Below are 22705 nucleotides of genomic sequence, written 5' to 3'. Positions count from 1 at the left end.
TTGTTTTTAATCAAATGATTAAAGTAACTGATTAAATTAGTGGATTATGAAAAAGATGATGTACACCATAGCGGTAATGGCCTGGGGGTGGAACGTCCAAGCCCAGCCCGATTCTCTTTCTCTGGCGGGCTGTTATCTTAAAGCGGAGGCAAACTATCCCCTTATCGCGGAGCAAGGGCTGATTGCCAGCACAGCGGGATACACCATAGAGAATGCGAGAAAGGGGTTATTGCCTCAAATCAATCTTTATGGGCAGGCCAGCTACCAGTCGGAGGTGACCGGATTTCCGATCAGCATACCCGGAGTGGAAATCCCAACCATTAGCAAGGATCAATACAAACTATATGGAGAGGTGACTCAAGTGCTGTATGATGGGGGCGCTGTGGTAGGACAGACCAAACTGGCCGAAGCCAAGGCTAAGCAAGAGCAGGCAGATATACGGACGAAGCTCTACCAGCTCCGAAGGAGCGTTAATGAGCTTTATTTTGGAATATTGTTGATCGACAACTGTTTGTTGGTCAACGATTTGCGGAGGAAGGACTTGCAGCGTGGGTTGGAGCAGGTTCAAGGAGCCATTGCCGAAGGGGCCGCCTTACGGTCTCATGCCGATGTATTCAGGGCCGAACTTATTCAGTTGGAGCAGAATGCCATGGAGCAGCGTACCATGCGTGGCGCATATTTGCAGATGCTCGCACACTATATTGGCGAAGAGCTTCAGGAGCAGGTAGTGTTACAGACACCACCCCCGGTTTCCTTTATAGCAGGCCAAGTGACCCGTCCCGAATTGGATGGCATAGAGGCTACCAAGGATGTAATTGCCGCTGAGGGTAGGCTTTTGCTGGTGAAGAGTAGGCCCAAAGCCCAACTGTTCGCACAGGGAGGGTATGGCAGGCCAGCTTTGAATTTTTTGAAGAACGATTTTAGCTTTTATGGCATTGGGGGGCTTCGAGTTAGTTGGCCCATAGCGGCGGGGTATACCCTGAAGGGGGAACGTCAGATCTTGCGTAATAAGCTCGCCTCTCTGGAGGTGCAGCGGGAATTGTTCCTTTTTCGAACCCATCAAAGTCTGCTTCAACAGGAGGGAGAGCGGAGCAAATGGTTGAGCCTTTTGGCTTCGGACCAAGAGCTTATCACACTACGGGAATCTGTTAAGGATGTGTCGGCCAGTCAGTTGGCGAATGGCGTGAAGCTTCCATCCGACTATGTGCGGGACTTGAATGCCGAAGGGGTCGCCAGAGAAAATTACCAATATCATCAAATACAGTTTTTACTCAATGGATACAATCATCAGGCGACGCTTGGGCAGTAGCCCGTACAGCCTTTTTTTTCGAGTGAGGTTTTACTTTAAAATGACCAGTATATGAAAACATTATTAAAACTTGGGCCAATTGGAGCATTATTATGGGTCCTGATGGGTTGTCAGAGCCAGAATAAAACGTATGATGCTTCCGGCGTGTTTGAGGCGGAGGAGGTGATCATTCCTGCCGAAGTGAGTGGGATCATTACGCAGCTCCACATAGAAGAAGGACAGCTTTTGAAATCGGGTTCGATTATAGGGTATATCGATAGTACTCAGCTTTATTTGAAGAAACGACAGTTGCTGGCGCAGCTGGCAGGGATCGATAGCAAGCTGCCGCAGATTGGTGTCCAAACGGCCGCCTTTCAAAAGCAACGGTTGGTGCTCGAAAGTCAGATCCAAACGCTGGAGGTTGAAAAAAATCGAGTCCAAAATATGTTGAAGTTAGAAGCGGCTACCCCACAACAATTCGACGAAATCAATGGTCGACTCGAGGCTCTTAAAAGGCAGTTGGAGGTAGTGCGTCATCAAGATTTGGCGCAAAGATCGGTGCTGAATACCCAAACCAAAGGGCTCCTGAGCGAACGTGAACCCTTGTTGTCGCAAGTACAACAGATAGACGATCAGCTGAGCAAGTGTACCCTCCGCTGTCCTATGGAGGGGACCGTCTTGGACCAGCTTATATATGCCAACGAAATGGCCCTGCCCGGAAAGGGGATCTATAAAATGGCCGATCTGTCCAGGCTCACGCTTAGAGCCTATATAACAGGCGATCAACTCTCCGGCCTCAAGCTTAACCAGAAGGTTCAGGTATGGACCGATGCCAACAAGGAGGATTATGACCAGCACGAGGGTGTAGTGAGTTGGATTAGTTCCAAGGCAGAATTTACCCCTAAAACGATTCAGACCAAAGACGAAAGAGCGAATATGGTATATGCCATCAAGATAATGGTGCCCAATGATGGGACCTTAAAAATAGGTATGTACGGAGAAGTGAGTTTTTTATAGCCCTATTGCACGTTGGGACAAAAAAATTAAGAACGCATGGAGGAAGCTACAGTAGAGCGGGGCATTAGATGTACAGCCTTGACCAAGACCTTTAACAAGGGGGCTACCACAGCCATTGAGGATATTTCCTTTACGGTGGAGCCAGGGGAGCTTTTTGGGTTAATTGGCCCCGACGGAGCGGGGAAAACGACCTTGATACGGGTGTTGACCACCTTATATGTCCCCGATATAGGACAAGCCGTAGTGGATGGTCTGGACATTGCAACGGAGGTGAAAGCCCTACGAAATAGGGTGGGGTATATGCCCGGGAAGTTCTCCTTGTACCAGGACCTTACCGTAGCTGAGAATCTCGAGTTTTTTGCTACCCTTTTTAATACGACGGTACAGGCAAATATGGATCTGATCCATGATATTTATGTCCAGATTGCGCCTTTTCGGGACCGTAGAGCGGGACAATTGTCAGGGGGGATGAAGCAAAAATTGGCGCTTTGTTGCGCTTTGATTCACAAGCCTACCGTGTTATTTCTCGATGAGCCTACCACCGGAGTGGATGTGGTGTCGCGCAAGGAGTTTTGGCAAATGCTTGCCAAGCTAAAGAAGCAAGGAATTACCATCTTGGTTTCGACCCCTTATATGGACGAGGCTACCCTCTGCGACCGTATAGCCCTGATCCAGGAAGGTCGCATCATGAAAATAGATACACCACAGGGTATTCTAGATGCATTCCCCATCCGGTTGTTTGCCCTTAAGGCGAAGGCTACCTATTCCCTATTGTGCGATGCCCAGGCATTTGATGGAACACAGAGTTGTTTTGCATTTGGCGAATATTTACATCTTACCTTTTTGGATCAAGAAGAAAGTACCATTAGGCGTTTCAAAGATTATTTGAAGGACAAAAAACACCAAGAGGTAGTTTTTATGGAGGTGAAGCCCAGTATCGAAGACTGTTTTATGTATTTGATGAAGTCCGAAAAGCAACTAAAAACTGCATCATGACCAACACGATATCCATTCGAGCCAACGGCCTTACCAAGAAATTTGGAACATTTGTAGCCACCGATCATATCACTTTTGAGGTATATGCCGGAGAGATATTTGGTTTTTTGGGTGCCAATGGGGCAGGGAAGACTACAGCCATGCGTATGTTGTGTGGCTTGCTGGAGCCTACCTCCGGTGAGGCATCGGTGGCTGGTTACGATGTGTATCGGGAGGCGGAATCTATTAAGAAAAATATTGGCTATATGAGTCAAAAATTTTCGCTTTATGAGGACCTAACCATTCAAGAAAATATCCGCTTTTTCGGAGGTATTTACGGGTTAAGTTATGAGGGTATCCGACAAAAAGGAAATCAGTTATTGGCCGATTTGGGTTTGCAATCGAAAGCCAAGGCACTCGTAGGGGACTTGCCTTTGGGATGGAAACAAAAATTGGCCTTTTCAGTGGCCGTACTCCACGACCCTAAAATCGTGTTCCTCGACGAACCTACCGGTGGCGTCGACCCGGTAACCAGGAGGCAATTTTGGGACCTTATCTATCAGGCGGCAGCAAGGGGAGTAACCATCTTTGTTACGACTCATTACATGGACGAGGCCGAGTATTGCGACCGGGTATCGGTGATGGTCGACGGCCGAATGGATGCCTTAGATAGCCCGCAGAATCTAAAAGAGCAATTTGGTGTCAACAGCATCGAAGAAGTGTTTTATCGATTGGCCAGAGGCGCCCAAAGAGCGGATTAATGATAAAATAGAACCGTTGATAAGTAATAATCAGAGAGTAAGTCTATCATGAATGCAACTATAAAGATATTGCTGGTCCAGATGAAGGCCTTTATAACGAAGGAGTTTTATCACGTTTTTCGTGATAGAAAATCTTTATTGCTGTTATTTGGACTTCCAATTGCTCAGATATTGCTCTTTGGGTTTGCGCTTACCAACGAGATTAAGAATACCAAAATAGCGGTATATGACCAAGCCGGCGACAGAGCCTCTAAGCGGCTTATACAAAGGGTTGAGGCTAGCAAGTATTTCGAAGTAGCGGCCATGCTCCATAATCCGGCCGAAATAGAAGGGCATTTTAAGAGTGGCCAGGCTAGGCTCGTATTGGTAATACCTGCCCAATTCGAAGCGGATTTGGCTCGGCAACAGGAGCCTACCTTACAAATTATAACCGATGGTTCGGATCCCAATACGGCTAATACGATTACTAATTACCTGAATAATATCATCCAAGACTTTCAAACGGACCAGAAGGGAAATCTTCAAGTTCGGCCCGAGGTCAGAATCGTCCCTGTGATGCGTATGTTGTACAATCCTCAACTCAAAGGAGCGCCGAATTTTGTTCCAGGGGTGATGTCACTGGTCCTATTGTTGATCTGCGTAATGATGACCTCCATCTCTATCGTGAGGGAAAAGGAGCTAGGTACCATGGAAGTGTTGTTGGTGTCGCCTTTTGAGCCCATATTGGTCATTCTCTCCAAGGCCATCCCTTATCTGGTATTGTCGCTTGTTAATTTGACTTTGATTCTAGTACTGAGCGTGGTGCTTTTGGAGATGCCCATCAATGGGAGTCTACTGCTTCTGTTTGGTATCAGTACCATCTATATTATAACTTCACTATCTCTGGGCCTGCTAATATCGTCGGTCACCGACTCTCAGCAGGCAGCTATGCTCTTGTCATTGATGGGGATGATGCTACCTACCATGCTATTTACAGGCTTTATGTTCCCGATCGAAAATATGCCTATTCCCTTGCAGGTAATTTCTCATGTGGTGCCCGCTCGCTATTATTATGTAATCGTCAAGGCCATTATGATTAAGGGACTAGGATTGTCCGCTATTTGGAAAGAGACGGCTATACTGGTAGGGATGACTATTTTCTTATTAGTGGTCAGTTGGCGTAAGTTCAAGATTCGGTTGGAGTAGCCCTTTTCCCAAAAATTGGAAAGTAGTGGGGTTATAATACATAAACTGAAAGGATATGAAAACGATTTTATTTTTATTGGAAAAGGAGTTTAAGCAAATTTTTCGCAATAAGGCGCTCTTGCCCATGTTGTTTGGAATGCCTTTGATCCAACTCATCGTTTTGCCGCTGGCAGCCGATTACGAAATCAAGAATATTAATATTGCGGTCGTAGATCACGACCGCTCCGCTTTTTCAAGTAGACTGACCCATAAGATTGATGCGACGGGCTACTTTCGCTTAACAGGTTTTATGGATTCGTACCGGGAAGGCGATCGGATGATCGCCCTTGATGAGGCCGATCTGGTTTTAGAAATACCTGCTAAGTTTGAGAATACCCTCCAAAGGGAAGGTGTCGAGCGGTTGTTTCTGGCAGTAAACGCGATCAATGGGACTAAAGCCAATGTGGGGGCTTCGTACCTGAGTCGTATTATTGGCGATTTTAGTGAAGAATTAAACCAGGAAAAACGAAATAAGGGCGCCTCAGCACCTTCTTCCCAAATTATTGTGACCTCGTCCAACTGGTTTAACCCCCATATGAACTATAAATTTTTTATGGTACCAGGCATTTTGGCTTTTCTGGTCACCATGATTGGAGGCTATATGTCGGCCCTAAATATTGTAAAAGAGAAGGAGATAGGGACGATCGAGCAGATCAACGTTTCACCCATTCGTAAGCACCACTTTATTATTGGGAAGCTGGTGCCATTCTGGGTGATTGGTATGGTAGTTTTTAGCATAGGACAATTGGTGGTGTCCCGTTATATTTATCATATTATCCCGGTGGGTAGCCTCCTGCTATTATATGCCTATTTGGCCTTGTATTTGGTAGCCATCTTAGGTTTTGGCTTGTTGGTATCGACCTATACCGACACACAACAACAAGCCATGTCGGTCGCCTTCTTCTTTGTGATGATATTTTTGTTGATGAGTGGTTTGTTTACCTCTATCGATAGCATGCCCGAGTGGGCCAAAGTGATCGCTTACCTTAATCCGGTTACCTATTTTATTGAGGTGATGCGTGGGGTGGTGCTCAAAGGGAGCAATTGGGTCGACCTCCAGAATCATTTTCTGATCATGGCATTATTTGCCGTGTTCTTTAATTCCTGGGCCCTGTTCAATTACCGAAAGTCCTCCTAATGGGGCTGGTTATAGTTATATTTTAAGTAAAAAAACAGGCATTTTATCTAATAAATATCATAGTTTTCGTATCCCATGCGGCGATCTATAAATTTGTTCGTTATTTTGCGGCCTTGGAAAATGAGCGCTAAAAAATAAGGCATGGAAAGATTTACAGGTTTACTAGGCATACTGCTGATATTAGGAATAGCTTTTGCGATGTCCAATAATCGAAAAGCCATCAATTACAGAACAGTAGGGGTAGGTCTGGGACTGCAATTTGGATTAGCGGTTTTTATATTGAGGACCGATACCGGGCAGGCAGTCTTTCAATGGCTAGGAGAAAAAGTACAAAAACTATTGTCCTTTTCTGACAAGGGAGCCGACTTTGTTTTTGGAACCTTGGTGCGTTCCGACCTGATGCAGAAGGCATTTGGTCCAGGAAATGATTTCGTTTTTTTCTTTAAAGTTATTCCTACCATCATCTTTGTGGCTGTCTTGGTGAATATGCTTTATCATTTAGGTATTATGCAGCGGGTGGTATCTACCATTGCCAAAGGAGTATACTGGGTGATGGGGGTAAGTGGTGCCGAGGCCGTGTCCAATGTGGCAAGTACCTTCGTAGGGCAGGTAGAGGCTCAGATTATGATAAAGCCCTACCTTAAAAACATGACCAACTCGGAGCTGATGGCCTCTATGACCGGTAGCTTTGCCTGTATTGCTGGTGGAGTGATGGCCGTATATATTTCCCTTGGCGTTCCGGCTCCTTATTTGATAGCAGCCAGCCTCATGGCTGCTCCTGGAGCCTTGGTGATTTCAAAAATAATGTTTCCTGAAACCGAGCAATCCAATACCAAAGGTGCGGTAAAGCTGGAGATCAAGAAGACCCATGCCAACTTACTCGATGCCGTTGCGGCAGGAGCTAGTGAGGGGCTAAGTGTTGGTTTTAATGTGATCGCCATGTTAATTGGTTTTATAGCTTTAGTGGCTCTATTTGACTATATTTTAGGTCTGGTAGGCGGTTTGTTTGCCTTTCCTCAACTAAGTTTCAACTTCCTATTGGGAAAGGTATTTTCTGTTTTTGCTTGGGCCATGGGGGTGCCTAGTAAGGATATAGAGGCCGCCGGATCGTTAATGGGTACCAAAATGGTGATCAACGAATTTGTTGCTTATCTTGATCTGATCAAAATGAAAGATACCCTCGATCATAAAACGATTGTCATCACTAGTTTTGCCCTATGTGGTTTTGCTAACTTTAGTTCTATAGCTATTCAGGTAGGTGGTATAGGGGAGTTGGCCCCTACCCGACGAGCCGATTTGGCACGGTTAGGTTTTAAGGCCCTTATAGCGGGGACCTTGGCTTCCTATATGTCGGCTACTTTGGCTGGCTTATTATTATAAAGTCCATAGAAAAGTAAACAGATACGGCCTGGAGCATGTAAGTAGTTTGCATGCCCAAGGGGCCGTCCTTATTGAGCCAGCTGGTAACTGATACCAGCTGGTTTTTCTTTTCTGCCTTAGGTTAATTGTCGCATTTTGGTACATAAAAGGCCGTTATCACTTTCTGGCACGATAATATTAAGTTATCTTTCGGTTCAAAGAAAATTAATAACCATCCTACTACACTATGAAAATTGCTAAGACATTTTTCTCTCTACTTTCCGAATCATTTACGGAATTCCTAAATGACAAGGGGCTCAAATTAAGTGCTTCCCTGTCTTACTATACCATCTTTTCACTGGCGCCTATGCTGTTGGTGATTATCTCGACCTTAAGTTTTTTTATGGAAAAGAGTACCATTCAAGGGGAACTCTTCGGTCAACTGCAAGGGCTCGTAGGGCCTGCTGCTACCCAGCAACTCCAGGAGATCATCCAGAATGCCCAGGTCTCTAACAAGTCTACATTGGCCTCGGCCATAGGAATAGCTACGCTTCTGATAGGTGCCACAGGGGTATTTGCCGAAATGCAGGACTCTATTAACTACATATGGTCTATTAAGTCTAAGCCAGAAAAAGGTTGGCTTGCCTATCTGAAAAACCGCCTACTTTCTTTTTCGTTGATACTTACTCTGGGTTTTCTGCTCATTGTTTCTCTTGGAGCCAACGCCATTGTGGAGGTGCTAAGCTCCGAGCTCGAAGCTTATTTCTCGGAGGCTTCCGTCATATTTTTCTATCTGATGAACCTAGCCTTGGTACTTACAGTCATTACAGCCTTATTTACGGTAATCTTTAAGGTGCTGCCTGACGGGGAGCTTCGTTGGAAAGAGTGTATGGTGGGAGCTGGCTTTACAGCCGTTTTGTTTTTATTGGGCAAATTCGGTATCAGCTTTTACCTGGGCAAGTCCAATCTCGGCGCAACATATGGGGCTTCGGCCTCCATCATTATTTTATTGACCTGGATCTACTATTCTTCTATTATCCTCTATTTTGGTGCCGAATTTACTAAGGCTTATGCCAAACTTGATGGTGTGGCCATTGCTCCCAAAAAACACGCCGTGTTGATCGTTCGTAATGAAGTGGACCAATAGGCGTAAAGTGTTGATTAGGGCTATATACTAAAAAAGGGCTGGAAAAATTTCCAGCCCTTTTTTAATTTTAGCATTGAATCTTACAGTTCTGCAGGAGTGGCAGTACGTGTAGTATGCGTTTCAATAGTGATCGGCTTTTCAACGATTTCGCCACCGTTGTTGATCACGAAGATGTAGTTTCCGTCATTTAACGTTGAGAAGTCAAATATTTTAGAGTAGTTGTCTGATTTTGGAAGATTGGTTCTGTAAAGAACTTCACCGAAGTTATCTTTGATAGCCATAGAAGACTTCTCTGACACACTGCTCAAAGATAACTTGAATTTAAGGCCACCCATAGTAGCTAATTCAACTTTTGCTGCTGCATTTTCGTTTTTCTCTGAAGCGAATGAAAAACTGGATACACTTAAACCAATCAATAATGCGAGGCTAAAAATTAACTTTTTCATAATTTTAAAATTTTGGAGTGAATATTGATAATGTTTGTACTTTTCTAATTTACTGTCGAATGGTGCGATAGTTGTTATGTTGCTAGCGTCTTTTTCTCTTTCGACATGTCAAAACTACTCAAGAACCCGTATTAAAGTCAATAGGAGAGGCTTGGTATTTTAAAAGTTCTTTTTATCTCGCTGTACTATATTAGAAAAATCCTATGAATATACTAAAAGTACAACAAGTGATTGGTTCAGCAACAGTTAGAATACTGTCGTTATATTTCTTATTTGTTGTACTATTTTAATATTTGGTCATGGATGCGGTTTTTGAACTATACGCTAATGGCACTCGAGGAGTCGTTGCCTGGGTGGAGAACCGTCATTTGAGGTACGGGTTTGGGGTAAAACAGCCTCTAAAGCAAATTTACTTCTATCTATAAGGTTAATGAGGTAGTTAATCGCATGAAAAAGCCCGAAAAGCAAAATGAAGTCGATTGGCTATCATTTTGCTTTTCGGGCCGTACGGAATACTAATGGGGTATTATTGTATGTTTAGCTCATAAGGTAGACGAGCTTGTATCCCACCCATGCGGGTAAGTCTTTGGAATAACTTGGCATAAGTGGCCATATCTCCCAGTTTATCCATTATGGCTTGTTCTTCATTATTGCCCATTAACTTATTCATGATTTCGTCGAATGGTTTCTTTTTTTCTGGGTAATAGCGGACACGGTAGTCGCCTTCCTTCAATTTGGCGGCTTTAGCGGCAATTTTTATGGCATCGTCCAAGCTGCCGAGGATATCGACCAAGCCGTTTTCTTTGGCTTCAACTCCCGACCATACCCGACCTTGGGCCAGGCTTCTCAATTTTTCTACGGACATATGGCGACCTTCTGCCGCTTTCTTAGTAAAGGTGGCATAGCCTTCTTCTACACTTTTCTGGATCATATCCTTTTCAAAGGGGGTCATGTCGCGGGTGGCAGTGGGCCAGTCGGCGTGTGGGTTGGTGCCTACGCCGTCGAAAGTAACGCCCAGCTTATTGCCCATAAAGTCTTTTACATTAAAGATCATCCCGAAGATACCGATAGAGCCGGTGATGGTATTGGGTTGTGCTACAATGGTATCGCAGCCCATGGCCATATAATAGCCTCCCGAGGCGGCTACATCGGACATCGATGCGATGACCGGCTTAGTTTGGGCCGTTAGCTTTATCTCCCGCCACATCACATCCGAGGCCAATGCGCTTCCCCCTGGGGAGTTGATCCGGATCACCACCGCCTTGATCTTGTCGTTTTCACGCACCTTCTTTAGCTCAGTAATAAATTTTTCGGATCCTATGGTTTCATCGCCACCATCTCCTGAATTGATTTCTCCTTCGGCGATCAGGACACCGATACGTTGATTATAGTCACCTTCTGTATTGGTGGGGGCCCCTTTTAGGTATTTTTCAACACCCACATAGCTAATCTTCTTTTTGATGTCCAATCCCAAGTCTTTATGTAATGAGGAGTCGAACTGATCCCAATAGCCCAAATGAGTCACTAATTTATTTTTTAGGGCATCATCCGGATTTTTTATCGCCAAGGAGTCCGCTAGCCCTTTTAGTATTTGGGTAGGGATATTTCTTGACTTAGAAATATTGTCGATATAATGGTCGTTGATAGCGGTAATAAGTTCTAAGGATTGTTTTTTGCTGGCCTCGCTCATGTCGCTACGCGAAAACATTTCTATAGCACTCTTAAACTCTCCCACTCTAAATATAATAGGCTTGATATCCAGCTTGTCGAAGGTGCCTTTCAAAAAGCTATATTCAGCCGAAAGGCCGTTCCATTCCATCCCCCCGGCTGGGTTCAGGAAAATTTTATCCGCCACAGAGGCCAGATAGTAGCCTTTTTCGGTATAAGTTTCCCCATACGTAACCACAAATTTTCCCGATTTTTTAAAGGATACCAGTTCATTTCTGATTTCCTCCAATGAAGCCCAGCCTGCTTGTGGCCCTTCGGTTTGCAGATAAATGCCTTTAATTTTTTCATCTTTTTGTGCGTTCTTTAAGGCTTCTATTATATCTTTCAGTCCTAAAACGTTTTCGTTGTTTCCAAAGGGTCCACCCAATTCGGCGAAGGGGTTTTCGACACCCACCTCATGGATGGGACGGTTGAGGTCGAGCTTCAATACCGATTTTTCAGCAATCGTTACTTTGTCGTCTGAGGAAAGTGCCGCGCCGATTCCTACCAGGATAAAGAATGAAATGAAGAAGAATACGAATATGCCGACCATGGTGGCAAGTACATATTTAAGGAATTGTAACATAAATCAGTGGTTGGAATGGTTTCTCTTATTTTAAATCATAACAAAATTAAGTATATATTGATCTAAGTGAATAGATAATATTGGTTCAAAGGGGTATTCGTACCATTGAACGGTAAAATTTCGTACCTAAGTAACTTGCCATGGTGTATCTGTGATTTGGCATGCTGCTGATTATCAATGCCTATATATGCTTTACTAATGATTATTTTGGTGGGTTAAACTTTAAAACAATTTTTTACAATGACAAAGACACTCATTTTGGTACGCCATGCTACGGCCGAAGATGCCAGTCTTACCAGAAGTGATTTTGACCGTAGATTAGTGGAGAAGGGAAAAGAAGAGTCGCAGACTATGGCTCATTGGCTGATGGACTTGGGGTATCGCCCTGAGGTGTACATGAGCAGTAGTGCAGCACGGGCCTTACAAACTGCCGAGCTCATAGCTCAGGTAATAGGCGCCGATAGCCGGGCGATTATCCAGGATCGAGACATTTATGATGCTGGTTCCAGGGGGTATTTGCATGCTCTTAACGAGACTCCCGAGCCGGCCACTAGTTTATTATTGGTTGGCCATAATCCGGATATTAGTTTTTTTGCCGACTATTTGTCCCCAGGGCATATCGGTTCCATGAAGAAGGCAGGCATTGTCATTCTGGAGTTTGAGGTGGCCACCTGGGCGGAGATATCGTACTCCTCCGGAAATTTTAAAATTTATATGACCCCAAAACAACTCAGAGAAGGACTGTAATAATGGAAAAAGGTAATCGTAATAGGAAAATATTTATTGTCGTTCTCATTCTTTTTGTGGCCTTGTTTGTATTTATCTCTTACGATATGTCGCAGCGTACCACTGCCCCTTGGAATAAGAAAAAACAATTGAATAGGGCCTTGCCAGCGGCTTTGCCAGCGGCTTTGCCAGGGGCTCTGCCTGCAGCTAACAGCGCTGCTGACAGCCTTAACCTAGATTCACTGATGAAGGAAATCGAGTGATCTCTAGCCTCTAGGATGGAATTCCTTGATGATCTGCTTCAGGTAGTCGCGGTCAAGATGGGTGTATATTTCGGTAGTGATGATGGATTCATGGCCTAGCATCTCCTGAACGGCTCTAAGGCTGGCTCCGCCCTCTATGAGGTGCGTGGCAAACGAATGGCGGAAGGTGTGGGGGCTGATCTTTTTGTTCAGCCCCGCTTTTTTACATAAGTCCTTTATAATGATGAAGATCATTACTCTCGTGAGCTGTCCTCCACGTTTGTTCAGAAAGAGGATGTTCTCACTGTCCCTTTTGATGTGGAGGTTTTTTCGAATATGTTCCATATAAATTTGGCAATATTTTACGGCCTCTTGGCCAATAGGCACGAGTCGGGTCTTATTGCCTTTTCCTATTATTTTTATAAAGCCAGTGTCGAAATGGCAATCGGAAAGCTGTAATCCGGTGAGCTCGGAAACCCGCAAGCCACAGCTATAGAGAACTTCCAGGATGGCGCGGTTACGAGTGCCCTCCGGAGTGGAATGATCTATTTGGTCTATCAGTTCTTGTATCTCATGTACTTCTAAGACATCTGGGAGCTTCCGGGGGAGTCGAGGGGCTTCCATGAGCTCGGTGGGGTCGGCCACGATTTCATTCTCTAATAACAGATATTTGAAAAATCCTTTAATTCCCGATAAGATACGTGCCTGCGAATGAGCACTTAGGCCCAGTTCTGATATATATTGTAGGAAACCCGTTATATGGGTGTCCGTCAGCTGCGTTGGGCTACTGGGGAGGGCAAATAAGGAACAGTATTCGGCAAGCTTCTCCACATCGCGCACGTAGGCCTGGATAGAATTACCGGAAAAGGACCTTTCTAATTGCAAGTAGTTTTTAAAATGTTTGATGTAGCTTTGCCACATATCCTGGTAAGTTTTATAGTAAGACCATCATTAACCTTATATCCTATGAAAAAGATACTGATCCTTAACGGTCCGAATCTTAATTTGTTGGGCAAAAGAGAGCCCACTATATACGGAAACCAAACCTTCGAGGCATATTTTCAAGACTTGTCTAGTCAATATGAGGACGTGTCCTTACATTATTTTCAGTCCAACCACGAAGGGGCCATTATCGATAAAATCCACGAAATAGGTTTCGATTTCGATGGCATGATCATCAATGCAGGGGGCTTGACCCATACTTCAGTGGCTTTGGCCGATGCCATCTCTGCGGTAACCACCCCGGCCGTCGAAGTGCATATTTCCAATATTCATTCACGGGAATCGTTCCGTCACCATAGTTTTTTGACCAGCCGTTGTAAAGGGATGATCTGTGGACTGGGCTTGCAAGGCTACGAACTCGCTTTACGTTACTTGCTGGCCAACTAAAAGTAGGCCGCCATTTACCGAAAGACAGCATTTCCATAGAGGATTTGGCCTTTATAAAGCATGCCCCTGAAAAGTGGGTCGTCCATCATAAAAATGATGGAGCCCCGGCCAACTTCCTTGACTCCGTAAAGTAGGGTGTTGGTCAGCTGGGGCGCCAAGTCGGCTCCGACAAACCCGGCTCGGTAATTGTCCTCATTAAGATACCCCACGTTCCAGCCGTCCTTAAGGAAGTTCCTTTGATAAGCCTGTCTGATTAAGGCGTAATAGGGTCCTTCCCAACCAAAAGCCATGGGATGGCTGTGGTCGAAATCCACCTTGAAAAAACTGCCTGGTGTCGTCTGACTGATGGCTGTCCTGGTTTTTTTATTATAGGGCTGCAAAGGGTTGGGGGGTATGACCGATTCTGGCTCTTTTTTGGTATGACCCAGTTCCGAATTGTTTAAGAAAATTCCAGTGGCACTTTCCATCGCAATGAGCTTGCCCCCCTGTATCACCCAATCCTGTATCTTGCTATAGGTCGATGGAGAGAAGTCTTGAGTATAATCGCCGTTGGGTAGAATCAGGACATCAATTTCGGTGAACGGTACTTTTTCTAAACTAGAGAGCGGTACCGTGGTCAGTGGATACTGGATTTGCGTTTCAAAATAATGCCATATTTCGCCGTAGGAAGTAGGGGAGATGCCCTCCCCAGCTATCACAACAATTTTAGGGGTTTTGATGGCCAGTATATCATCATGGCCTAGGTCAATTCCTTTGGTTGCGAATCCTGTGGTGGTACTGTGTAGCTTGACCCCGTGTTTGACGGCCATTGCCGAGAGCGTCTCGGCGAGGTTTTTCTTAGGGTTTCCATTTCGGGTGATAATCAAGGCTCCTTCATTATAGTCTCGCCCTTCTATGGTAAGGGCCGTATTGGTGGTGTGAATCAACAACCCCTTTTGTAGTGCCTCCGACAGAAACTTTACCGATCCTAGCCCTTTCCAATCGACGAGGTAAGCATAGGGGTTTCTCCCAAGCTCTAAGGGGATGGGGGTAGCTTCAGGCCAAGGCTGCTGCTCAATCTTTTCCTGACTGGCAAAAAGCGATAACCCTAATTGATAACCCAGTCCCCAGCTCGTGAGGTCGTAAGTTAAAGAATCTTCCAAAGCGGGCTGCGACTCAAATAGCACCCGAATAAGGTTGGATTTGGGTTGGTAGGCGCTCACCAGCATATCGGTACTATCTATTAGGATGGTGGCTTCCTGATGGTCGTTTATATTGGTAACTTTTAAGGTTTGGGTCTTTTTAGGGCGACCATATTGGATGTCCTGTCTTTGAAGTAATTGGACTACGTACTCCTGCTGGGCTTTATCACCGGTGTACTTTATCAAATAGGTCTTTATGAGGCCTTCGGGCTTTTGGGCAGCCAGACGGTAATATTCTTCAAAACTTTTGGTAAGCGTTTCCTTTCCATCCACCATGGCCTCTAGGGTAGCAAAGCTACTCGTGAGGTGATGTTCCATACGGTCGGCTAGGGTAAGTGTATCCCTGTGGCTGGGCCGTGCTAGAGCTAGCCCTGCCTTTGCATCTCCCGCCTGTTCGAAAGTGAGGCCGATGGCCCCATTGAAAGTAGGCCAAGTGTCCCCATAGCTGGGAAAGAACAGGTCATATTCATTTCGGGTGAAATAGCTCCAGCCTTGCTGGTCGAAAGCCTTGCGACAATAAGTGCCTATCCATTCATTAAATTCCTTTTGCCATGGCCGAATGGCCTCGTGAAAAGGCCTCGCCGCTGGCGGGAAATAATAGCTCCTATTAGAGCCCATTTCATGGAAATCGGCATGGATATGAGGCATCCATCGGTTATAGAGTGCGATGCGCGCTTTTGTTTCATGCTGGGTCTGCCAGGCCCAGTCGCGGTTAAGGTCGAAAAGATAGTGGTTAAACCTGCCGCCGGGCCATGGCTCTCGGTGCTCCCTGGAGAAAGAGGTAAGGTCGGGAGGAGAGCTGTGGACTCCATTGTACCAGTTGGTATAGCGGGCATACCCATCGGGATTGCTGCAGGGATCGATCAGGACGATCGATTGATCAAGGATTCTCTTTGAATCGGCATTGGTAGGGTCCAGCAGCCGATAGAGCACCTGCATACTGGTATTGGCCGAGCTGGCCTCGTTGCCGTGGACATTATAGCTTAGCCAAGCGATGGGGATATCGGGGTCCTTGCTGGGGCTAGGCAAGAGCCCTATGCGAGACAGGTGGTTCTTGCGAATGGCTTCTAGGGAGCCAAAGTTTTTTTCGGAAGTCAGGATGGCTACCACCAAAGGGCGGTCTTCGGGAGTTCGCCCGTACTCGACCAGCTGCATCTGGGTAGGGTGCTGTCGGGCCATCTCCTGATAGTAGGCTATGATGCGGTGGTGATAGGTAAACCTACTCGCTTTGGGGTAGCCTAAGAAAGACTCAGGGGTAGGACCTTGGGCCGAAGTGAATAGGGGAGTCAGCCAACAAAGAAATAGTATTGAGAATTTGTACATAAGCGCTTTGAGATTCGTCTCCATTGAAACTGCTCAAAAGTAAAAATTGGTGTCGGGATTATTATGGTAAAATTATTTTTTAAAATTTTTTTCAGGCTAAAATATTGTATTTGAGGGGGTAAAGAAATTTGATAAAAATTTTTTTCAAAAGATGTTTGCATATTAAAAATCAACCGTGCATATTTGCACCACGATTCGGCGAAACGGAATCGGAAAGTGAAAAAAAGTGTTGAAAAACGCGCGAAGTAGGAGACCAGTCGGCCCATTCGTCTAGCGGTTAGGACACGACCCTTTCACGGTTGAAACAGGGGTTCGATTCCCCTATGGGTCACAAAACCGTGCGTTTGCACTTTCAACATTTTTAAAAACCTGCTTTTTTAAGCAGGTTTTTTTTTGATCTATGTCTCCACAGATCTCTACTGGATCAAGGATCAAACGATTTTCTTGGGGGGAGAGATTTCACGAAATTATGCATATAACCTGGATAGTCTGAATAGGAAAAATGAGACATCTTTGACCCCACGAGATGTGGCTCTAAAGGCCTTTATTTTAGCACGGACCGTCGCACGGTTGAAGGACTCAGCAGAGGCATTGGTGCTTCGATTGACAAAGAAGTTAAGTATGTCTGCATAATGGGTCTGGATCGATCTAGATACTGTCCTGAACGACTCTAAGTCGCTGTCTTCAACCTGATTGTACCACAAGGCAAGCTTTTTAAAGGCCACAGGCTTGGACTTGCTCGTTTGGAAAATAACGCCCAGGTGGCTTGATAACTTGTAGGCTTGTTGAATGAGTGGATAATGATCGAATAATAGCCTGGAGCGTTGTATTTGTGAGCTCGTCCACTTGTCTTGGTGCTTAAAGAGAAGGTACCTGCTCCTAGCCAAAAGTTGTTTTATGGTGTCTCCATTCGATAGTATTTCTGGCTGATATCGTTGCTTGGCCTGCTTGGCTATCTTAATTGCTTGACTCTCTGCATCTAACCTGCGCGGTCCGAAGCCTCCCATCTGTATTTAATTCGAACCTCTTGAACGGCATCATGGGTTAGTTTTTGGACATGAAAGCGGTCGATGACTTTGCTTGCCTTAGGAAAACATTGACTCACGATGCGCTTCATATTGGCTGCCATATCCAAGGTCACCTCTTTTACCTTGCAACGTTTGCTACGGGATATTTTATTCAAAATTGATATAACTATCTCAGCTTGAGTTCCTTTTATCATCGCTAACAAGGATCCTTTTCTACCCTTAGCGGCTTTATTGGTAACGATGGTATATAATTCTCCATTAGACAAGGCGGTTTCGTCAATACTTAACTGGCTGCCTAAATTTTCTTCAAATAACATCCATTCTGGGGCATGATCCTTCTGATCCCAGTCTTGGAAGTCACTAATATGGTCTTTGTATTGCTGCTGTAAAAGTTGACCATCTAAATGGAAGAATTTGGCTAGTTGAAAGCAACTGACGGGGTTGTTATCAATACATACCTTTTAAAAAAGCCGCGAATTCCGATGTAATTCGCGTTCCTTTTTGAACTAGTTTCCAGTCTCGTGAGATGATCTCATTGCCAGGTTTAACTTCCCATCGGCGCCGCTTAATACAAAGCATAACCTTCTGATTTCGAATAGGAAAGTCTTGAATTTGAATCTCGGGGAGGAAGCCCTTAGATTCGACTTTTTGGTCTTTATATTGCTCAGGAGCAATGTTTTTTTTCTTCAAGATATATAAACAGTCCTACGGTAGATTCAAGGACTTTAGTAACATCAAAAAAATCGAGAACACCTTCAGGCAAAAGGGCACGAACCAGGAAAGTATAGGACTCGCTCAGGGCTGTAAAAGTTAAAGTGAACCCAAAGAAAGTAAATATTCAGCACCCCCCCAAACTTGTTGGTTGATCCATCTTTACTGGATCAAGACCAAATGTTGTGGAGTAACACGGATTAAGCATTTAACTGAGATGTCCGATACCTACGGCATCGTAATAGACGAATCATGGTTTGTATTTCAATAAACATTTTATCCCGCTGGGATAATGTGGCAATGAATTTTAATTCAAATCGAATATTTTGAAAATATTGCCGAAAGGATGCCATCGGCATCTTACGTTTGTAGCAGAACAAAAACGGATGAATCGAACCATAGTCGTACAAACCTTGACTTCTATCCCTGCCAATATTTTTGCCTGTTGTTGGGCAGTGTATTTTTAGGTTAATTCAATCAATACATGAGCTTATGAACTTTTTTGCAGGGGTTTTGATTTGATCCGGTCAATTTACATAGGTTTTATTTTCAATATCGTTCTTCATAATTTTTAAGGTCATTTGCTGCGAATGCTTACCATTCCTTCGTAAACTTGTAGAGTGGTGTTACGGAAAGAATATTTAGGACAAAGTGTAGATGGTGAGGGTGCAATGCGCCATCCAAAATGAATTATTAGGTTCCGATTCCATAACACAGGTCCAGGGTCGAAACTTTTTACAGAGATACGGACAAGCATTAAAATGGTGCATCTTACCTTTCGCTATACAAGGGTCAATACTTTCGATGTAGCCTGTGTGCTAGTGGAAAGGCTGACTTTTGCTGTTTACGTCTTGTTTTTAGATCTGGGGAACCGTAGAATATTGAAGTGAATTTTAAACTGTAAACAAAAGATCATGAAGAAAAGAGATTTTCTAAGGCTTTCGGGATTGGGTGGAATAGGGTTGCTGAATTTTAATCCACAAGGAGCCTCGGTGCCCCAAGGGATCCTGTCCAGGCAAGGGGGAGCCCCTCATTTCAATATGTGTGGCTATAGAGCGCCCAAGATAGATACCGTACGTATAGGCTATATAGGCTTAGGAAATAGAGGTGGGGGAGCCATGAAACGTATTATTCATCTTGAAAATGTGGAGGTAAAGGCCTTATGCGATATTAGGTCAGAGAAGGCTGAGGAGGCTAAAAAGGTGTTGAAGGGCCAAAAATATCAGCCCCAATTATACTCGGGGTCGGTGGATGCATGGAAGAAGCTCTGTGAACGCGATGACATTGATCTGGTATATATCTGTACTCCCTGGAGTCTGCATGCACCCATGGCTTTATATGCCATGGAACAGGGAAAGCATGTAGCGGTAGAAATACCTGCGGCAACTACGGTGGAAGACTGCTGGAGGCTAGTAGAGACTTCGGAACGGACCAAGAAGCACTGTATGATGCTGGAGAATTGTTGCTACGACTTCTTCGAGATGCTGACATTGAATATGGCTCGGCAGGGCTATTTTGGTGAAATTGTCCATGCTGAGGGGGCTTATATCCACGAAATTTTCGAATCTCTCTTCGATAAAGAGCAGCGCTATGACCTGTGGAGGTTACGAGAAAATGAACGGAATGGGAATTTGTATCCTACCCATGGACTGGGTCCGGTAGCACAGATCATGAATATCAACAGAGGGGATAAAATGGATTATTTGGTGAGCATGTCCAGCAATGATTTTATGTTGGAAGCTGAGGCGCGGCAATTGGCCGCTAAGGATCCTGCCTTTGCGGAGTTTCAGAATGAAACTTTTCGGGGTAATATGAATACCAGCACCATCCGAACGGCCAAAGGAAAGACCATTATGCTGCAGCATGACGTAACTTCCCCCCGGGTATATACCCGCCACCATACGATTAGCGGAACCAAGGCTGCGGCACAGAAATATCCTTTCAATGGGCCCGAGGAGCTGGGTCGGGTTTCTAAGGGCCATCAATGGTTGGATAAGGAAGCGTTCGCCAAGCTGGAGAAAGAATACCAGCCCGAAATGATCACCCGATTTGGCGAACTCGCCAAAAAAGTGGGAGGGCATGGCGGAATGGACTTCCTAATGGACTGGCGACTGATCGATTGTCTAAGAAATGGGCTGGCTTTGGATCAGGACGTTTATGACGCTTCCGCCTGGAGTGTGGTAGGCCCACTGAGCGAATATTCAGTGGCGCACCGCTCTAACTCGGTCGATATTCCTGACTTTACCCGCGGAGCCTGGAAGAGCAACTCCCCTGTCGATATCTCCCTGAAAGAAGGAGGGGATACTGGGGTAAGAATGGGATAAATATTTAATCCTGCCTAAAAAAATAAACCAAAAATCGTTTTCGAATGAAAAATATAGTGGCGTTTTTAGGTCTTTTATGCCTCAGCTTTATTGCGAAAGGCCAGGCCGAAATAAAGAGTAAAAAGCTCATTTGGTCCGATGAGTTTGATCGGGAAGGCTTGCCCGATTCTACGAAATGGACCTTCGAGACTAAGGGCAATGCCTATGGCTGGGGCAATAATGAAAAACAGTTCTATACCCCCGCTGAGGCCGGTAATGCCGTGGTTAAAGGGGGCTTTTTGCAGATCGTAGCCAAAAAAGAACCGTCAGCAGAACATCCCTATACCTCGGCGAGGTTATCGACTTCCAACAAATTTTCATTTACCTATGGGCGGGTAGAGGTAAGGGCCAAGCTTCCGGAAGGGCGCGGAACCTGGCCGGCAATATGGATGCTAGGACAGGATATTGGGCATACCAAATGGCCCGACTGCGGGGAAATAGATATCATGGAACATGTTGGCTACGACCCGGGCGTACTGCATGGCACCGTCCATACCAAAGCTTATAACCATGTATTAGGAACCCAAAAGGGTAAAACCACCTCTATCGTCCAACCATTCGATACTTTTCATGTATACGCCATCGATTGGACTCCCGATAAAATAGATTTTCTGTTGGACGGTGCTGTCTATCATACTTTCGAAAATGACCACCGTACTACGGCTGAGTGGCCCTTCGATGCCCCGGAGTTTCTGTTGCTCAATGTTGCCGTTGGTGGAAACTGGGGCGGGAAAATGGGAATTGACGATCTGGTATTTCCCGCTACGATGTGGGTGGATTATGTTCGGGTGTATCAAGGCGAATAGGCCAAGCCCGTGGGTGAAAGGGGACGGCTTGGGGTTATTTATTAAAATAATTTAATAAATTGCTGCTTCAATAATCCCAAACCCCAATTCTCATGTATCATGCATTGAAAAAGGCCCTAATGTATTCGCTGCCGCTGGTAGGAATACTAGGCATGAGTTCATGTGCCAAGGAGCCTGAAGAGCGGCCCAGCCCCGTCGTCATTGGCTATGTAGGAGGCTTTCATGGCCTACTCGACACTGAACGTATTCAGGTAGAAAAGCTTACCCATATCAATTATGCCTTCGTAAATATCGTAGAGGGGAAAGCTTTTTTGACCAACGAAAAGACCGATTCTACCAATTTCAGGAAATTGAATGCCTTAAAAAAGGAAAATCCAGACCTGAAAATCTTGATTTCTATTGGCGGATGGGCCTGGAGTGAGAACTTCTCCGATGCCGTTTTAACGGACTCTTCTCGGAAGGTTTTTGCAAAGACCTCTGTTGATATTATTAGAAAATACCACCTCGACGGTGTCGATATTGACTGGGAATACCCAGGCATGGAAGGGGAGGAGGACAATATATATCGCCCAGAGGACCAAGAAAACTATACCCTGATGTTTGCTGCCCTGAGAGAGGAGCTCGATACCATGGAACAGGAAACAGGGAGTCCCAAATTACTTACCACCGCCGTGGGAGGTTTTGAAGAATATCTTAAACATACCGACATGAAAGCGGCGGCCGAGTATCTCGATTTTGTAAACCTGATGACCTACGATTTGTTTCATGCCAACGTATCGGTACACCATGCCGGTTTGTACGCCAGCGATGCCTATTCTTCCAACAAGAATGCCGATCATTGTATACAAGCCTTTGTAGCGGCGGGGGTGCCGGTAGAAAAACTGGTGATGGGTCTGCCTTTTTATGGGCGTTCTTTTACGGTAGCTCCTCAGACCGATCAAGTGGTGGGTATGCCATATACGGCTAAGTCTTATATCGACGGCTACGGATATATTAAAGATAGCCTGGTGAATCAACGGGGGTTTAAAGTCTTTAGGGACGAAAAGGCCCAAGTGCCGTATATCTATAATGCCGAGACGGGACAGATGATCAGCTATGACGAGGAGGAATCGGTAAAAGTGAAGTGTGACTATGTGTTGAAAAACAAAATGGCGGGGGTGATGTTCTGGGAATACGATTCCGATCCCAAGGGATATTTGTTAGGCACCATCTACGATACCTTTAAGTAAAAACAATGCCTGCAAGTGTATCTCAGGATAGATGTTCTTGCAGGCATTGTTACTACAAC

Annotated in this window: 21 protein-coding genes and 1 tRNA gene; 15 read left to right on the top strand and 7 right to left on the bottom strand. The window is 45.1% G+C overall.

Annotated features, from left to right (window positions below):
• The first annotated feature begins 46 nt into the window (after positions 1-46).
• From CLV98_RS05100 to CLV98_RS05065, 8 genes are all read left to right on the top strand, one after another.
• Positions 47-1309, top strand: coding sequence for a TolC family protein (locus tag CLV98_RS05100; protein WP_109673235.1), 1263 nt, complete (start codon positions 47-49; stop codon positions 1307-1309).
• Positions 1310-1360: 51 nt separating this feature from the next.
• Positions 1361-2305, top strand: a complete 945-nt coding sequence (locus CLV98_RS05095; RefSeq protein WP_109673234.1) for an HlyD family secretion protein — start codon at positions 1361-1363, stop codon at positions 2303-2305.
• A gap of 36 nt (positions 2306-2341) precedes the next feature.
• A complete protein-coding gene (locus CLV98_RS05090) occupies positions 2342-3301 on the top strand; it encodes an ABC transporter ATP-binding protein (protein ID WP_109673233.1) in 960 nt (319 codons plus the stop codon).
• On the top strand, positions 3298-4041 hold the full coding sequence (locus CLV98_RS05085; protein WP_109673232.1) for an ABC transporter ATP-binding protein: 744 nt from the start codon (positions 3298-3300) through the stop codon (positions 4039-4041). The genes CLV98_RS05090 and CLV98_RS05085 overlap by 4 nt, the downstream gene beginning before the upstream one ends.
• Positions 4042-4089: 48 nt before the next feature.
• Entirely contained in the window at positions 4090-5226 is a 1137-nt protein-coding gene (locus CLV98_RS05080) for an ABC transporter permease (RefSeq protein ID WP_229203221.1), read from the top strand.
• A 55-nt stretch (positions 5227-5281) separates the two neighbouring features.
• Positions 5282-6403 carry an ABC transporter permease gene (locus CLV98_RS05075; RefSeq protein WP_109673231.1) on the top strand — a complete coding sequence of 374 codons (1122 nt, stop codon included), beginning with the start codon at positions 5282-5284 and terminating at the stop codon, positions 6401-6403.
• 141 nt (positions 6404-6544) lie between these two features.
• Positions 6545-7783: a NupC/NupG family nucleoside CNT transporter gene (locus tag CLV98_RS05070; RefSeq protein ID WP_109673230.1), complete on the top strand. Its 1239-nt coding sequence runs from the start codon at positions 6545-6547 to the stop codon at positions 7781-7783.
• Positions 7784-8009: 226 nt separating this feature from the next.
• Positions 8010-8909, top strand: coding sequence for a YihY/virulence factor BrkB family protein (locus CLV98_RS05065; RefSeq protein WP_109673229.1), 900 nt, complete (start codon positions 8010-8012; stop codon positions 8907-8909).
• Positions 8910-8989: 80 nt separating this feature from the next.
• Here the strand turns inward: CLV98_RS05065 and CLV98_RS05060 are convergent, their stop codons facing one another.
• A complete protein-coding gene (locus tag CLV98_RS05060; protein ID WP_109673228.1) occupies positions 8990-9355 on the bottom strand; it encodes a T9SS type A sorting domain-containing protein in 366 nt (121 codons plus the stop codon).
• A 526-nt stretch (positions 9356-9881) separates the two neighbouring features.
• Positions 9882-11648: a signal peptide peptidase SppA gene (sppA, locus tag CLV98_RS05055; RefSeq protein WP_109673227.1), complete on the bottom strand. Its 1767-nt coding sequence runs from the start codon at positions 11646-11648 to the stop codon at positions 9882-9884.
• 240 nt (positions 11649-11888) lie between these two features.
• Here sppA and CLV98_RS05050 point away from each other — a divergent pair, with 240 nt between their 5' ends.
• Entirely contained in the window at positions 11889-12395 is a 507-nt protein-coding gene (locus CLV98_RS05050) for a SixA phosphatase family protein (protein ID WP_109673226.1), read from the top strand.
• 2 nt (positions 12396-12397) lie between these two features.
• Entirely contained in the window at positions 12398-12637 is a 240-nt protein-coding gene (locus CLV98_RS05045; protein ID WP_109673225.1) for a hypothetical protein, read from the top strand.
• A 3-nt stretch (positions 12638-12640) separates the two neighbouring features.
• Here CLV98_RS05045 and xerD read toward each other — a convergent pair whose 3' ends face one another.
• Positions 12641-13537, bottom strand: coding sequence for a site-specific tyrosine recombinase XerD (xerD, locus tag CLV98_RS05040; RefSeq protein ID WP_109673224.1), 897 nt, complete (start codon positions 13535-13537; stop codon positions 12641-12643).
• A 45-nt stretch (positions 13538-13582) separates the two neighbouring features.
• Between xerD and aroQ the strand changes: the two genes are divergently transcribed.
• Entirely contained in the window at positions 13583-14005 is a 423-nt protein-coding gene (gene aroQ / locus CLV98_RS05035; protein WP_109673223.1) for a type II 3-dehydroquinate dehydratase, read from the top strand.
• A 14-nt stretch (positions 14006-14019) separates the two neighbouring features.
• Here the strand turns inward: aroQ and CLV98_RS05030 are convergent, their stop codons facing one another.
• The gene (locus CLV98_RS05030) at positions 14020-16509 is read right to left on the bottom strand and encodes a M14 family zinc carboxypeptidase (protein WP_109673551.1); all 2490 of its coding nucleotides are present in this window, start codon (positions 16507-16509) and stop codon (positions 14020-14022) included.
• A gap of 259 nt (positions 16510-16768) precedes the next feature.
• Here CLV98_RS05030 and CLV98_RS05025 point away from each other — a divergent pair.
• Positions 16769-16840, top strand: a tRNA-Glu gene (locus tag CLV98_RS05025).
• 136 nt (positions 16841-16976) lie between these two features.
• Here the strand turns inward: CLV98_RS05025 and CLV98_RS24290 are convergent.
• Genes CLV98_RS24290 through CLV98_RS24280 form a run of 3 tightly spaced genes read right to left on the bottom strand, consistent with a single transcriptional unit; the run spans position 16977 to position 18227 of the window.
• Positions 16977-17516 (bottom strand): transposase, encoded by a 540-nt coding sequence (locus CLV98_RS24290; RefSeq protein WP_445438686.1) that lies wholly within the window; start codon positions 17514-17516, stop codon positions 16977-16979.
• Positions 17489-17989 (bottom strand): ISAon1 family transposase, encoded by a 501-nt coding sequence (locus CLV98_RS24285; protein ID WP_445438687.1) that lies wholly within the window; start codon positions 17987-17989, stop codon positions 17489-17491. Before CLV98_RS24285 ends, CLV98_RS24290 begins: the two co-directional genes overlap by 28 nt.
• Entirely contained in the window at positions 17985-18227 is a 243-nt protein-coding gene (locus CLV98_RS24280; protein ID WP_445438685.1) for an ISAon1 family transposase N-terminal region protein, read from the bottom strand. Before CLV98_RS24280 ends, CLV98_RS24285 begins: the two co-directional genes overlap by 5 nt.
• A 935-nt stretch (positions 18228-19162) precedes the next feature.
• On the opposite strand from CLV98_RS24280, the gene CLV98_RS05010 reads away from it, so the two are divergent.
• The 3 genes from CLV98_RS05010 to CLV98_RS05000 all read left to right on the top strand — a co-directional run bounded on the left by CLV98_RS05010 (position 19163) and on the right by CLV98_RS05000 (position 22646).
• Positions 19163-20572: a Gfo/Idh/MocA family protein gene (locus tag CLV98_RS05010; RefSeq protein WP_109673222.1), complete on the top strand. Its 1410-nt coding sequence runs from the start codon at positions 19163-19165 to the stop codon at positions 20570-20572.
• Positions 20573-20616: 44 nt separating this feature from the next.
• The gene (locus CLV98_RS05005) at positions 20617-21417 is read left to right on the top strand and encodes a glycoside hydrolase family 16 protein (protein WP_109673221.1); all 801 of its coding nucleotides are present in this window, start codon (positions 20617-20619) and stop codon (positions 21415-21417) included.
• A gap of 92 nt (positions 21418-21509) precedes the next feature.
• Positions 21510-22646 carry a glycoside hydrolase family 18 protein gene (locus CLV98_RS05000; protein WP_109673220.1) on the top strand — a complete coding sequence of 379 codons (1137 nt, stop codon included), beginning with the start codon at positions 21510-21512 and terminating at the stop codon, positions 22644-22646.
• Positions 22647-22705: the final 59 nt, after the last annotated feature.

The organism is Dyadobacter jejuensis (assembly GCF_003149085.1).
GTDB classification, from domain to species: domain Bacteria; phylum Bacteroidota; class Bacteroidia; order Cytophagales; family Spirosomataceae; genus Dyadobacter; species Dyadobacter jejuensis.
This window is presented reverse-complemented; position numbering and strand designations above follow the sequence as displayed.